This is a genomic window from Amycolatopsis sp. CA-126428, assembly GCF_002904335.1.
GTDB lineage: Bacteria > Actinomycetota > Actinomycetes > Mycobacteriales > Pseudonocardiaceae > Amycolatopsis.
In genome coordinates this window covers 1-13,532 of record NZ_PPHF01000183.1, presented here as the reverse complement: position 1 = coordinate 13,532, position 13,532 = coordinate 1, and the positions used below count along the sequence as shown (strand labels likewise).

Below are 13,532 nucleotides of genomic sequence, written 5' to 3'. Positions count from 1 at the left end.
CTATCTACACGACCGCGTCAGCGGCCTGAGAAACCGTCAGCCCCGGTGTCAACCGAAGTCTGGGCAGACCCGATCACGGTCAAGAACCCGGCCGGAACCACGGTGTTCTCGACTTCTTACCGCTACACCAAAGCCGACGGCACCGACACCGGGCAGGTCCAATCCCGCACCGACCTCTACGGTACGACCGACCACACCTACGACGGCTTCGGCCGCCTCACCAAAGCCGGCGCCCGCACCTACAGCTACGACAACGCGGGCAACATGACCGCCGGCGACGGCCACACCTACACCGTCAACGACGCCAACCAGATGACCAAGATCGACAGCACCACGGTCGGCTACGACGGCGCCGGCAACCTGACGAGCACCAACCCCGGCGGCCAGGCCCACTACAGCGACACCAACCAGCGCACCTCGGTCAACTCCACCACGGGCACGTCGTTGTTCACCACGTCCTACGACACTCTCGACCAGACCCAGCCCGCGTCGATCACCGAACGCGTGGGCTCGAGCGACGCTACGCACGTGTTCACCCGCACTGCGCTGGGCATCTCCCGCACCGTGGACAACGGCGCCGCCACCAACTACACCCACGACGTCGACGGCACCCTCACCGGCCTGGTCGACCCGGCGGGCAAGCACCACAACGCCATCACCGACTACCAGGGCACCGTCCTCGCCCTCGTCGACAACACCGGCACCGTCACCGCCGGCTACACCTACACCCCCTACGGGTACAACACCAGCATCACCGGCCCCGCCGGCTCGGCCAACCGGCTCCGCTGGCTGGGCAGCTTCCAGCTCGGCAGCAGCGAATATTTGACCGGCTACCGTCACTACAACCCCGTCTATGCCCGATTCACCCAACCCGACCCCACGAGTCAGGAAGACAACACCTACGCCTACGGCAAAGGCGATCCGGTCAATCGGATGGACCCGACCGGCGCTCTCTCGGGATGCGCCAAATCCGGCATCACCTCCATTCTCGGCCTGATTGTGACGACAGCCTCCTATGTCGTTGCTGTTGGCACCTCCGGTCTTACGGCCAGTGCGGCGGTGGCGGCTACGGGCGCGACCGTTACCGCTATCGGGAACACGGTAGTGAACTGTCTTCTTTAAACGGACAACACGCGAGGGTCGATACGATGAGCAAGTCGACAAGCTTGATTTTTATGGCGGTTTCGGCGGTTCTCCTTATGCTTCTCATCGTGCTTGCTCTCCTCTGGCGGGATGTCGCGACCATCGTGCTGGCGGTGGTCGTGGCGTTCAATTTCGGCTTCGCCGTCTTCTCCTTCAGGCGCAGATGACGGAAGCCCCGGCGGTTCAGAGGATGCGGGCCAAATCTCAGGTTGGCACCCGCGCCTCGCGAGCGGTCATGTCTCTCGGGTTGCCCCCCTTCCAGCTCGACGGACTGATCCGATTCGGACGCGCGATAAGCGGCAGAAGTGTGCGCTCTGGCAGCGCCGGGTTTTGATGAGCGCAATGCATCGGCTACGCACGACGGCGTGCGGGGGTTCAGTGGCGGCGGTCGAGGTGAGTGCGCAGGGCTCGGCCGAACCAGGTGAACACCGGTTCCAGGTCCGGAAGCGGAGGCCAGCCGTTGATGGTGGCCACCAGCTGCCAGTACCGCGTGGCGCGGGGATCGTTGCCAAAGCCGAACAGGAACGTTAGCCCCACTACCGTCCCCATGATCACCGACACAGCCCGGACGATCGTGGCCAAATCGGCTGGAGATTCGCGGGCGGGACCGGTCATCATGGCTGCCCACCCCGACCGCCGAGCCGGAAGGTGTCTTCGATGATCAAACTCCCGACAGAAAGCCGCTGGTCAGCGGCGTCATCATCTGGGTGGCGCTCTGCCGAGGGCTGCGAACTGCCTACCGCGCTCACCGCGTACTCGCACGCGGTCGACGTTCCATCACCAACCGCACATCGACCCGGATCAACAGTCCGTCGGGCAGGACGATTGGTGTGATTGCCGCCGGAATCTCACCGAGGGCACTACCTATGACCTGCGAAAACAGGCTCCAGAGCAGGTATGCTTGGATCGGCGATTCAGTCCGGGATGTCCGATTGCGTACGGCTGAAACCGGTGGCGTGCGGCCAGTCGCGGTCTATTCGCGGTCTACTTTTTGGCGGATCTGAGGCGCCGTACGAGCGGGGAGCCGGCCGCTGACGCCCCGGGTTCGGTGAGTCGGAGACGACGGTAGTCGGGCGGCGGCGTCCCTCCGGAGCGGAGGTGACTCCGGCCCGCCGATGTCGCCAGCGTGTGGTCTGGCACGGTCGGCGTCGGCGGCAACTTCCAGGCGCGCAGGCTGGCGTTGTCACGGCCGGTTCGCGCTGCCCTCGTCGCGATTGGCATCACGGAACCCTTTGCGCGGTGAACAGACCACGCGAACGCGCGGCTTCGCAGCGAGTGAGATGTCCTCCTCAGGGCGCGTCGGTGGCGAACTTTTTAGTTCGGTTACTCATCAACCACTACTCCCAAGTCGCCGCCGTGATCCTGCCACACCTGGCGGGCCGGCCGGTCACGTTCATCCGCTTTCCCGGCGGGGCCGACGGGCAGCAGTTCTTCGGAAGAACGCTCCCAAGGGTGCGCCCCCTGGCTGCCCACGGTCCGGATGCCCAGCACCGGCTCCCGCTCCGGCCTCGGCGAGATCGAGATCGAGATCGAGTACGCGCTGCTCGACGAACTGCCCGCGCTGGTGTGGGCGGCGAACATGGCCGCCCTCGAACTGCACGTCCCGCAGTGGCAGGTCGACGCCGACGGCAATCGACTACCACCGGACCGGCTGGTATTCGACCTTGACCCCGGACCGGGAACCTCGATCGTGCACTGCTGCCGCGTCGCCGAATGCCTCCGCGACCTCCTGCTCCACGACGGGCCGACGCCTTACGCTAAGACGTCCGGCTCGAAACATGCAGCTCTACGCCGCGATCAAGACCACCGATCCCGCGGCGCCGTCGGCGTACGCGAAAAAGCTTGCCCAGCGGGCCCGCCGTCAGGTCGCTGCAGAGGAAAGTCGTGGCGGAACGATTGAACACCCCGCTCCGCTGGGTAGGTCTTCAGTACTCGGGACGGGGACTCGGGGACGGACGGCGGCCTGCCGGGATGACCGCCTCGCACCGTCGGGGCGGTGTTGGGCTACGACGGTCATCGCAGCAGGCCGCCGTCATCACCCTCACCCCTCCAGCGGCAGGAACTCCGCGAGCCCCGCCAGCACGATCTTCTTCCGGGCCACCAGGGAGGGAAGCACCCGCAGCCGCACGTCGGCGAGACGGCACGCCCGGGCGAGGATGACCAGCTGCCGAAGCGCCTCCATGGCCAAGTAGGTGACGGCCGTCAGGTCGACGACCAAAAAGTCGGCGTGAGCGGCTGCGCGCTGCAAAGTGGTTTCGGTCGCGGTCGCGAGACGGTCGACGACGCCCGCGTCGAGGGGCCCGCGGGCGGTCAGGGTCACGACCTCGGCGAGCGGGCCGGTGACGGCGAATACCGCCCCCGGCTCCCCCGCGGCGCCGCGCCCCGCGACGTCAGCATGCGTCGTGCTCATCCAGTGCTCATCCAGTGCACCCCGTTCTCGCCGACGTCGTCCGCTGACTACAGCGCCGCCGAGCTCCTTGTCGTTACCGAGGCCCCCGCCGCGCCGGGGCCGCCTGGTATTCGGAGCCGACAGTCGAGTGGGGTGGCCAGCCGTGCTGGATTCTCAACCCGCCCGGCCACCACGAGCCGCATACCCGCCGCTTAGTGGATCAATCCGGGTATCGCTTGCTCAGCGCTACGCTCTCAGCTGACCTCTGAACACCACGGTAAATCGATCCATATTCGCTACATCGCGCTGCGTCGAACGGTCGAATGTTGTGGAATACGAAGGTGACGTGGAGATCGCCGGACAACACCGCCGACGAGGTCGGCCAGCTGCGTGACGCCCTGGAGACACAGCCGATCATCGAGCAGGCCAAAGGGATGGTGATGCTGGTACGCGGCTGCTCAGCCGAAGAAGCCTTCGCGGCGCTGCGTGAAGTCTCCCAGCGCACCAACCTCAAGCTGCACGACGTCGCGACCGTCGTGGTCGCGACCGGCAGCCGGACCGCGCACCACGACCTCGATGCGGAGGCCACCGACGCAATCCTTGCCGAGGTCCGACGGCAGGTACTGGGCTCGGCCTTCGACCGGCAAACCGGCACTGATTGAGTTCCGGGCGCGATGGGCAGTATGAAGTTGGCCCGGACAACACTTTGCTTCGGGCCGCGGCGTCACGCCCTCCTCGCGCGCAACCTCGAGGGTCGTGACGCAGCGGTTGAGACCACCAGCCGCCACCGAACCACTGGTTCGGCCTGCCCCACCCGGCGGGCCGGCAGCGTGGGAGGCATGGCGTACCAGGTCTCCCGCATCGACGAGAGGTCACCCATGCCCGGCATCGCCACCATCAGCGACCACCGCGACATCGACACGGGTCACCGCGCACGCACGCATATCACCGTGACCACCACGGCGGACGCTGCGACGGTGACGGTCTCCGGCGAGCTCGACCTGGCCACCACGCCGCGCCTGCGTGACCGGCTCGACGTCGAGCTGAAGTCGCGGCCCTCCGCCCTGATCATCGACCTCGAAGGGGTCGGCTTCTGCTCCTCCGGCGGCCTGTCCGTCCTGCTCGAAGCCGTCACCAACGCCCACGCCCGTGGCATCCCCTGCGCGATCATCGCGACCCAGCGCGCGCTGATCCGCCCGATCAAGCTGCTGCAGCTGGACCGCGTCCTGCCGATCCACGCCGACCGCGCCGAGGCTGGAACCTGGCTCGCGCTGGTGGCTCGCCTGCGCTGAGACCGACAAAGGGGACGACGCTGATTGCGATGGGCGTCGTCCTTTCATATGTCAGCAGAGCGACGCCGTCAGCAGCCGGACGGGCTCAACCGGACCGCTCCACGGTTCAACCAGTCTCGGGCTCACGGTCCTGGCTGCGATTGGTCTCGCGGCGTCAGGCCTGGCCGTGTCGTGAACTGCACTTGCGCGGGACGACCGGCCGGCTGGTTCAGTCGGTTCCGGCTCCCGGTGACCTGGCTAAACGCACCGATGTCCAGGGGACCTCGTGGACGTCGCGGTGCAGCCACCGCGCAATCCGATCGATGAGACACGGACGCCGCATCTCGTCGCGTTCGTAGCCGAGCAGCCGGACGCGATGCCGCGGCGCGACCAAGGCGGCGCGCACAATCGGTGTGCCGTCCGGACCGGGTTCGGTGATCAGGTCAGCGATGCGGCCCAGATACCGGCCGTCGACGTCGTAGGCGTCCACACCCAGAAGATCACTGGCGCGCATCGCGAGCCCCCGGAATCCGGCCGATCACGTGCTCCCGCAGCCAGGTCTCCAGCGGCGGCTCGTCCAGCACCGCGACACGCAGTGACAGGGTGATGTGACTGCCGACGTCGGCGACGTGGTCGAACGGGATCCGCAACGGCGCCGGGGTCTCCTCGGTCCGCAACCGGCCGGCCACAGCGGCGAGCCAGCGCCCGAAGCGGCCACCGATCCGCCGCCCGAGCGCGACCTGCCCGGCCAGCAGGGCAGTCACCCGCAACTGCCCGTCGTCCCCGGTTTCCAGTTCGACGTCGTCGACCTTGCCGACCTTGCGGCCGGCCAGGTCGACGATCTGCCGGTCGAGCAAGTGGAAGTCGACACGCAGGATCGTCATTGGCCGGCTCCGGTGATGACCATCAAGGGGATCGCGGCGATCGCCGCGATCAGGATGACAACGAGGTAGATGACGCCCAGCGCGTTGCGGATCTTGCCGTTGACCTGGTCGCCGAGGTAGTCGCGGTCGTTCGCGACGACGAGGATTGGCAGGTACGTCAAGGGCAGCACGACCGCCGACAGCAGCAGCGTGTACTCGGTGAGCTGGACCGGGTCGATGGTCGTCAGCAGCAACGCTGCACCCAGCACGACGCTGACAAGAACCACGGTGTGGAACCGGGCGGCCCGGCGCGGGGCGACCCGCTTCCCCCATTCCCAGCCGAAATACTGCGCGACGGTGTACCCCGAAGACAGTCCGGTCTCCAGCGCGGCGCCGAACGTCGCGGCGAACACGCCGAGAATCACCACCGCCAGGCCGAGCTTGCCCAACGCGAGCCCGACCGGCAACGTCGTCTGCGTGATGGCGTCGACCTTCACCGACGCCGGCTCGAAGACCACCGCGGCGCACGCCATGATCGCCAGGGACAGCAGCCCGCCGAGCGGGAACCCGACGAAGACGTTGACGCGTTCGGTACCGAGGTCCTTACGGGTCCACTTCTCCTCGACACCGCCGGAGGAGAAGAAGAACACCTCGTACGGCGTCATCGCCGCGGCGAAGAGCGCGACCGCGAAATAGCCGTAGGTCGCCCAGTTCTCCGTCGACGGCGGCCCGGAGCCGATCTGCCCGACCAGGTCCGGCCACGGCACCGGCAACGTCAACAAGGCGACGACGAACACGATCAGCGCCAGCCCGAGCAGCCCGAACACCCGCTCGAGCGTCTCGAACTTGGTGCGCCACAGCACCACCCACAGCACGACGGCCACCACCGGCACCCACAGCAGGTAGTGGACGCTGGTCGCCAGGTGCAGGGCAAGCGCGACGCCGCCGATCTCCGCGCCCAGCGTCAGCATCGTGACCAGGTACGACCCAGCCAGGTTCACCAGCGCGATCCGCGGACCGAGGCGTTCACGGATCAGGTCGAACACCGGACGGCCGCTCACCGCGGCGAGCCGCCCGGCCATGTCCGCGTACACGCAGATGCCGACGATGCCGACGACCACGACCCACGCCAGGCGCATCCCGAACCGGGCGCCGGTCTGGGAGTTCGCGACCAGATCACCGATGTCGACGAATCCGCCGATCGCGGTCAGGATGCCGAGGGTGACGGCGAGGAATTTCTTCACCGGTGCCGCTCCAGGAATCCGGCCAGCAGCTCACCGGTATGGCGCATTCGCTGGGAGAGAACGGTTTCGGCAGGGCGGCCCGCATCCACGGCCGAGCCGACCGCGGCGATTTCCCCGCCGGCTTCGGCCAGCAACGGTGCCAGTTCGTTGTGGACGGTCTCGGCGGCTTCGTCCGGGATATCTTCGCCGGTGAAGTCGCTCTGGGCCGTGGCCAGGGTATTCCGCGCCTGCCAGACCAGGGCCGCCCGGTACGGGGGAAGGATCTTCCCGTCGACGTCGGCGTCGACCATCAGCTGCGTGGTGCGCACCTGCGCGAGTGCCTGCTCGGCTGCTGAGAGAGCGGTATCGGTGTACCCATTGTCCGATGTGGGCAGTACGACCGGAATGGCGATACCGAGAAGAACTACCGCAGCTGCACCGCACCACAGCGTGATCTTCGTACCCCGGCCGATCATCGGCCTACCGTAATACCGCTGAGCCTGTACCGCTCAGTAGTGGTGAAAAATTGATCCGGCGAATGTCCGCACCGGCTACTCGGAGAAGGGGCGATTACCGGCGGCGCGGCGGAGGGTCTCGTCGACGAGAGCCTGGGCCACGACGTGGAATTTCGTGTTCGTGGCCTGCGACAATTCGACGAGCAGCGCGAACGCATCGTCCGGCGTGCAGCCCCGTTGCCCGATCAGGATGCCCTTCGCCTGCTCGATGTCCCCACGCGTGCGCAGTGCCAACCGCAGGTTCCGGTTCTCGGCCCGCACCGCCTGATCGCCCGCCTCCACATCGGGCGCGTCCCTGGTATCGCCGGCGAGGAGGCCGTCGAGGTCGGTGATGTCCTCGACGTGGTGCAGCACGCCGACGAGACGGCCGTCGGCGTCACGCAGCGGAACGTTCAGCGGCGAGACCAGACCTTCTTGACGAACGTCCGCGGTGGTCGGCGTCGGGCACGTCGTAGCGCTGGATGCCCATGTGGTGACGGCGGACGCTGCGCAGCACGTGCTCGAGCGAGGCCGACAGGTTGGTCGTCCCGTCGGCGGCCGGTCGGCCGGGTTGTCCGGAAACGCGTCGAAGAGGTACACCCCGGAAAGATCCGCCTCGGTGGTGAATGTCGCCGCGGTATAGGCCGCGTTTGCCGCGTGGATGCGCAGGTCGGTGTCCGGCACGAGGTAAGGGCGCACGCGCCGCCTGGAAGGCGGGACGCGCTCCGATCATGTCCAGCAGAGCCGCTGACGACATGGCGTCCCCTCTCACCCGTCCGCGTGGGGCCGGTTCGAGGTACCCGCTTTCGGACGGCTCAACCCGGTCGCAGTTCGATGCGGACCAACGAGGTCAGGCCGCTGACGGTGAGGACCGTTTTGAGCACTGGGTTGATGATCAGGCTGACCCGGTCGGCGTGGGTGAACAGGGTGTTGATCGCGCCGCTGTCGAGGTAGTCCACCGCGCGGAGGTCGACGATGAGGGGGCCGTCGGCCGTGGCGGCGTCGAGGGCGCGGCTGAAGTCGGCGATGTTGCTCAGGTCGATCTCGCCGGTCGCGGTCAGCACCCGGTTCCCGTCGTCGCGGCGGGACGTTTCCAGGGCGAGCGGTGTGGTCATGCGGTGATCCTCGCGTGCAGGTGGACGGTGGTGCCGCCGATGGTCGGGTGAACGCTGACCTCGTTCACCAGGTCTCGCATCAAGGTCGTGCCGCGACCGCGCAGGGAGTTCGCGGAGGGCTGCGGGGGCTTCCACGTCCCGGTGTCGGCGACGGTCACGTGCACCTGGTCGACGAAGGCGGTGGCGCTCAGCCGGATGGCGCCTCCGGGGGTGTCTCGGTGGCCGTGCTCGATGGCGTTGGCCACGGCTTCGCCTGTGGCGACCAGGAGGTTCTGGATTTGTTCGGGGTCCAGGCCGCATCGGCTGAGCCAGCCGCGCAGCGCCTTGCGGGTGGGAGCGAGCTGGCCAGCGTCGGCCGGGAAGTCGATCGCCAGCGGGCCGGGCTGGCGGTACAGGAGCACGGCGACGTCGTCCTCGTAGCCCTCCGCGGGCGCCAGCTCGGTCATGAGCTTGTCGGCGAGTTCGTCCGGCGTCGCGGTGGTGCTGTTCTCGACCAGCTCGGCGACGCGGGCGATGCCCTCGTCGAGTGGGTGACGCCGGCGTTCCACGAGGCCGTCGGTGTAGAGCAGCAGGGTGCCGCGGGGCGGGATGACCGCCCGGGCCTCGGGCCGCGCCAGGCCGGCGCGGACGCCCAGCGGAATGGAATGGCCGTCCTCCAGGAGCTGAGTGGTGCCGTCGGCGTGGACCAGGACCGGGGGCGGGTGGCCCGCGCTGGAGTAGACCAGCTCGCCGGTTTCAGACGTGAGCACTGCGCAGAAGGCCGTGGTGCAGTTGGCGCCGGGCAGCCTCGCGGCGAACCGGTCCAGCGCGGCCAAGGCCGCGGCCGGGGTCGGGTGCTCGATGAGCAGGGCGCGGCAGGCGCTGCGCAGCTGTCCCATGACGGTGGCCGCGTGCAGGCCGTGCCCGACGCAGTCGCCGACGACCAGGGCGATTCGGCCGCCGTCGAGGTCGACCAGGTCGTACCAGTCACCGCCGACCTGCAGGGGCCGGGTCGCCGGTTGGTAGCGCACGGCGAAGCCACCCGGCAGCTGCTGCGGGCCGAGGATGGCGTGCTGCAGGGCCAGCGCGGTCTCCCGTTGCTGGTCGTGCTGGTGGACGCGCGAAAGTCCCTGGCCGAGCCGCCCGGCGAGCACCGTCAGCAGTGTCTCGTCCTCGGAGGTGACCCGTCGTCGCTCAGCCAGCTCCAGCCACAGCACCAGGACCCCGTCGGGGTGTTGCAGCGCGACGCCGACGGCCTCGGGGTCATCGGTGGCAGGGGTGAGCGGGTCGCCCGCGCGCAATGCCTCGATCGTCTGCCTCACCTCGGGCGTGAGCTCGGTCCACCGGGCCGGCTCGCCGGCGCACACCAGCTGCGGCTCTGCCCCCGCGTCGGATCCGGAGAAGGTGACCGCGAGTGCGCGGTGGGCCTTCCAGACGCGGCGCAGTTCCTCGACCGACGCCATCACCGCCTCTGCCACGGTGTCGGCTTGGGCGAGCTGCTGGTTGAGCGCGGCCAGCGCGGCCTGGCGTTGCACGGTGTAGTGCTCGGCGGTGACGTCGCGGAAGGTCCCGACCGTGACCTGGCGGCCGGTTTCCGGGTCGTCGACCTGGGTGAAGCTGGCCGTGACCCACACCCGGTGCCCGTCGCGGTGGATCGCCGGGACGGTGAGGCTACCGCGGGGGTCGCCGAGCAGTGCGGCATACGCATCGGTGGCCTGTTGATGGGCGTCGGGGTCGGTGGCGGCCTCAGGCCACCAGGGGTGGATCGGTACGTACGGCAGACCTTCCGGGCCGAACCCGAGGATGTCGGTGAACGTCGAATTGATCTCGATGACCGAGCCGTCCTGGTCGCAAACGAAGAAGGCCTCCTGCAGCGAGTCCACCAGCGCGGTGCGCCAGCGGGCGTGGTGGTTGCGCAGCCGCGCGAGTTCGACGTTGGCCCGGACGCGGGCCAGGAGCTCGGCGGCGGCGAACGGCTTGACGAGGTAATCGTCGGCCCCGGCCTGCAGTCCTTCGATGGAGGCTTCCTGCCCGGCGCGGGCCGACAGCAGCAGGACCGGCACCGCAGCGGTGCGTGCGTCCGCGCGCAGCTCGGCCACCAGGGCGAGGCCGTCCAAGCCCGGCATCATCACGTCGCTGATCACCAGGTCCGGCGGATCGGAGCGGGCGGCCTCGAGTGCCCTTCTCCCGTCGACGACCCTGATGACCCGGTAATCGGCGTCGGTCAGCAGGCGCGTCAGGTATTCGCGCATGTCGGCGTTGTCGTCGGCGACCAGAACGCGGGCGCCAGTCTGCGCCGGCCGCGCGGTGTCCTCGGTGCGCGTTTCCTCCGGCAGCCAGCGCAGGGCTTCCTCAACGTACTGTTCGGCCGTAGCGGAGGTGGCGGCGCGCGTCCCAGCCGGTACGAGGGCCTCAGCGGGTAGGTGGGCGGAGCCGAACGGCAGCCGGATGACGAACGTGGTGCCCGCACCCTCGGTGCTGTCGGCGGCGAGGGTGCCACCGTGCAGCTCGACCAGCTCCCGGACCAGTGCCAGCCCGATGCCGCTGCCTTCGCCGGATCGCGCGCGGGTGTTTTCGATGCGGTGAAACCGCTCGAACAGGCGCGGCATCTCCGCAGCAGGCACACCGACGCCGGTGTCGGCGACGGTGACAACCGCGCATTCGTCGTCGCGGCCGGCGGTGACGGTGATGGAGCCGTCGAAGGTGAACTTGAGCGCGTTGCTGAGCAGGTTGAAGACCACCCGCTCCCACATGCCGCGGTCCAGATACACCGGCTCGTCCAAGGGCGGGCAATCCACCGTGAACGTCAATCCGGCTTTCTCGATCGCCGACCGGAACACGCTGGCGAGCTCGGTGGTGACCACGGCCAGGTCTACCGGTTCGTACTGGGCCTGCATGCGGCCGGCTTCGATGCGGGAGAAGTCCAGCAGAGTGTTGACCAGCTTGCTCAGCCGGAGGCTGTTGCGGTGGACGACCTCGAGCTCTTCGCGGGCCCGCTCGTCCCCGTCGGCCCAGCGGCCGCGCAGCTCCTGCACGGGCCCCAGGATCAGGGTCAGGGGCGTGCGGAACTCGTGGCTGATGTTGGAGAAGAACGTCGTTTTCGCCCGGTCCAGCTCCGCCAGTTCTTCGGCGCGTCGCTGCTGGGCCCGGTAACTGCGGGCGCCGGCGATACCCGCGGCGATGTGCCCGGCCACCAGCTCGATGAACCCGCGGTAGCCGTCATCGAGTTCGCGGTACCGGTTCAACGCCGCCACCAGGAACCCGTACGGTGCGCTGCCCTGCTGGCGCAGCGGCACGACCAGCGCGCGGGTGGGCGGTTGCGGCCACGAGCCGGCCGGCGGGTCCGGGAAGACCCCGCTGTCCAGCTCGACCAGCACCGACTCACCCCCGGCCACGGCCTCGACCGGCCACACGGTGGCCGCAGGCTCGGCCTCGATGCCGGTCGCCCCGGCGAGCACGGCGCCCGGGCCGTCGAACAGATAGGTCAAGGTGAACGGGAGGTCGCGCAGGTCCTCGCCGAGCTGACGGCCGGCGAAAGCGAGCACCTGCCGCTCGGTCCGCACGACACTCGGGTCCGAGCCGAGGTCACGCAACATCGCCATCCGGCGCTCGCCGATGACCCGCTCTGTCTCTTCGGTGACGACGCAGAGCATGCCGACCACCTGACTGGTGTCATCGCGCAGCGGGCTGTAGGAGAACGTGTGGTAGGTCTCCTCCGGGTAGCCGGAGCGCTCCAGGAACAGCAGCAACGCCTCGTCCCACGTCGCTTTGCCGGTGGAGAGCACCGTCTGGATCCGCGGACCGATGTCGTCCCAGATCTCCGCCCAGACCTCGCTCGCCAGCCGGCCCAGCGCCCACGGGTACTTCTGGCCCAGGGTGTCCCGGCGGTAGGCAGCGTTGCAGAAAAACGTCAGTTCCGGGCCCCAGGCCATCCACATCGAAAACCGCGACGCCAGCAAGATGCTCACGGCGGTCCGAAGGCTCTGCGGCCAGCCCGCTGGCGCCCCCAGCGGGGTCGACGTCCAATCCACTCGAGCCAGATCGCGCCCGATCTCGTCGTCGGCAGCGAACACCCCGGTCAACGGGCCGCCTCCAGCAGTTTCAGAGCGCACTCAAGGCCTCTCATGCTCGCGCCTTCCAGGCTTGCGCATTCTGCCGTGATTCGCCGGTCTCAGCACCCCACACGATCGTGTTCGGGGCTGGCGGCCGACCGGATTGCCCCAGTGAAGATGAAGACGGCCCTGCCGGCCCTGCGTTTAGACCCGGCAGGGCCTAGACCCGAAGGAGCCCGTACGGGAGATCCGGATCTACGATCTCCTTACCCGGCTGCCGAGTTCCGAAACACGAATCGCTCTCGGCGTGCGGTTTCGTTGCGCTTCGCAAAGGTGACGGGCTCGTAGCGGCCTAGCGACCCGCCGGACTACGTTTGTCATCGCGATGGTTGAAAACGCAGCCGTCTTCCGCAGCAACTCAGGGGAGACCGGCATGAGCAGTGACCAGGACCGGCCGCGCGACAAAGCGGAGCTCGAGCGCCAGCGGCTCGCGCCCGGTCCGCTGGCCGAGCAGTTCGCCCAGCTGACGCGCACCTTGCTCACCGCCCCCACCGTCGAAGACGTCCTGCGCCGCGTCCTGGAAGCCACCACCGTGCTGGTCCCGGCCGCTGACCTGGCCAGCTTCACCCTTCTCGACGCCGACGGCCACTTCCACACCCCCGCCGAGACCGACGAGGTCGCCATCGAACTCGACCGGCTGCAGTACCGGTTCCGCGAAGGGCCCTGCGTCGAAGCCGCCGAACCCGGCGGCCCGGCTGTCGCCATCGCCCCGGATCTCACGGCCGAACCGCGCTGGCCCCGCTGGGCGCCGGCCGCCACCCAGCTCGGGATGGGCTCCGTCCTCTCCACCGCCCTCATCAGCGGACCGCCCACCGGCGAGTCCAGCGGCGCCCTCAACGTGTACTCCCGGGCCCGGCACGGGCTGGACGCGGCCGACCGCGACGTCCTGCTGCTCCTCGCGACCCACGCCTCCCTCGCCCTGGCCGCCACCGACGCCGTCACC

General features: G+C 68.7%; 15 protein-coding genes and 1 pseudogene. 7 read left to right on the top strand and 9 right to left on the bottom strand.

Annotation, left to right across the window (positions count from 1 at the left end; genetic code table 11):
* Positions 1 to 45: 45 nt before the first annotated feature.
* Together C2L58_RS47085 and C2L58_RS49635 are read left to right on the top strand one after the other, a co-directional pair.
* A complete protein-coding gene (locus C2L58_RS47085; RefSeq protein ID WP_233226330.1) occupies positions 46 to 1,122 on the top strand; it encodes an RHS repeat-associated core domain-containing protein in 1,077 nt (358 codons plus the stop codon).
* Positions 1,123 to 1,148: 26 nt separating this feature from the next.
* Positions 1,149 to 1,310: a hypothetical protein gene (locus tag C2L58_RS49635; protein ID WP_158264263.1), complete on the top strand. Its 162-nt coding sequence runs from the start codon at positions 1,149 to 1,151 to the stop codon at positions 1,308 to 1,310.
* Between the two features lie 208 nt (positions 1,311 to 1,518).
* On the opposite strand, the gene C2L58_RS51190 is transcribed toward C2L58_RS49635, so the two are convergent.
* Positions 1,519 to 1,761 carry a hypothetical protein gene (locus C2L58_RS51190; RefSeq protein ID WP_103344132.1) on the bottom strand — a complete coding sequence of 81 codons (243 nt, stop codon included), beginning with the start codon at positions 1,759 to 1,761 and terminating at the stop codon, positions 1,519 to 1,521.
* Between the two features lie 480 nt (positions 1,762 to 2,241).
* Between C2L58_RS51190 and C2L58_RS51675 the strand changes: the two are divergent.
* Both C2L58_RS51675 and ligD read left to right on the top strand, forming a co-directional pair.
* Positions 2,242 to 2,544: pseudogene (locus C2L58_RS51675) on the top strand (hypothetical protein); the annotation flags it as partial.
* 79 nt (positions 2,545 to 2,623) lie between these two features.
* Positions 2,624 to 3,043 (top strand): non-homologous end-joining DNA ligase LigD, encoded by a 420-nt coding sequence (gene ligD / locus C2L58_RS47075; protein WP_233226329.1) that lies wholly within the window; start codon positions 2,624 to 2,626, stop codon positions 3,041 to 3,043.
* Between the two features lie 141 nt (positions 3,044 to 3,184).
* On the opposite strand, the gene C2L58_RS50165 is transcribed toward ligD, so the two are convergent.
* The gene (locus C2L58_RS50165; protein WP_199191765.1) at positions 3,185 to 3,553 is read right to left on the bottom strand and encodes an STAS domain-containing protein; all 369 of its coding nucleotides are present in this window, start codon (positions 3,551 to 3,553) and stop codon (positions 3,185 to 3,187) included.
* Positions 3,554 to 3,873: 320 nt separating this feature from the next.
* Between C2L58_RS50165 and C2L58_RS47070 the strand changes: the two genes are divergently transcribed.
* Both C2L58_RS47070 and C2L58_RS47065 read left to right on the top strand, forming a co-directional pair.
* Positions 3,874 to 4,194 (top strand): ANTAR domain-containing protein, encoded by a 321-nt coding sequence (locus tag C2L58_RS47070; protein ID WP_233226328.1) that lies wholly within the window; start codon positions 3,874 to 3,876, stop codon positions 4,192 to 4,194.
* Between the two features lie 177 nt (positions 4,195 to 4,371).
* Positions 4,372 to 4,824, top strand: coding sequence for an STAS domain-containing protein (locus tag C2L58_RS47065; protein ID WP_233226327.1), 453 nt, complete (start codon positions 4,372 to 4,374; stop codon positions 4,822 to 4,824).
* Positions 4,825 to 5,032: 208 nt separating this feature from the next.
* Here the strand turns inward: C2L58_RS47065 and C2L58_RS47060 are convergent, their stop codons facing one another.
* The 7 genes from C2L58_RS47060 to C2L58_RS47030 form a co-directional block, all read right to left on the bottom strand.
* Positions 5,033 to 5,293 (bottom strand): PRC-barrel domain containing protein, encoded by a 261-nt coding sequence (locus C2L58_RS47060; RefSeq protein WP_233226326.1) that lies wholly within the window; start codon positions 5,291 to 5,293, stop codon positions 5,033 to 5,035.
* 10 nt (positions 5,294 to 5,303) lie between these two features.
* Positions 5,304 to 5,687, bottom strand: a complete 384-nt coding sequence (locus tag C2L58_RS47055; RefSeq protein ID WP_103344128.1) for a hypothetical protein — start codon at positions 5,685 to 5,687, stop codon at positions 5,304 to 5,306.
* The gene (locus C2L58_RS47050) at positions 5,684 to 6,910 is read right to left on the bottom strand and encodes an NRAMP family divalent metal transporter (RefSeq protein WP_103344127.1); all 1,227 of its coding nucleotides are present in this window, start codon (positions 6,908 to 6,910) and stop codon (positions 5,684 to 5,686) included. Before C2L58_RS47050 ends, C2L58_RS47055 begins: the two co-directional genes overlap by 4 nt.
* Positions 6,907 to 7,365: a hypothetical protein gene (locus tag C2L58_RS47045; RefSeq protein WP_146073847.1), complete on the bottom strand. Its 459-nt coding sequence runs from the start codon at positions 7,363 to 7,365 to the stop codon at positions 6,907 to 6,909. Before C2L58_RS47045 ends, C2L58_RS47050 begins: the two co-directional genes overlap by 4 nt.
* Before the next feature lie 75 nt (positions 7,366 to 7,440).
* On the bottom strand, positions 7,441 to 8,067 hold the full coding sequence (locus tag C2L58_RS50160; RefSeq protein ID WP_199191764.1) for an ANTAR domain-containing protein: 627 nt from the start codon (positions 8,065 to 8,067) through the stop codon (positions 7,441 to 7,443).
* 131 nt (positions 8,068 to 8,198) lie between these two features.
* Complete coding sequence (locus C2L58_RS47035; RefSeq protein ID WP_103344124.1) at positions 8,199 to 8,498, bottom strand: STAS domain-containing protein; 300 nt, start codon at positions 8,496 to 8,498, stop codon at positions 8,199 to 8,201.
* Positions 8,495 to 12,445 carry a SpoIIE family protein phosphatase gene (locus C2L58_RS47030; protein ID WP_233226325.1) on the bottom strand — a complete coding sequence of 1,317 codons (3,951 nt, stop codon included), beginning with the start codon at positions 12,443 to 12,445 and terminating at the stop codon, positions 8,495 to 8,497. The genes C2L58_RS47035 and C2L58_RS47030 overlap by 4 nt, the downstream gene beginning before the upstream one ends.
* 517 nt (positions 12,446 to 12,962) lie before the next feature.
* On the opposite strand from C2L58_RS47030, the gene C2L58_RS47025 reads away from it, so the two are divergent.
* The coding region (locus tag C2L58_RS47025) for a GAF domain-containing protein (RefSeq protein ID WP_103344123.1) at positions 12,963 to 13,532 on the top strand (570 nt) is incomplete at its 3' end.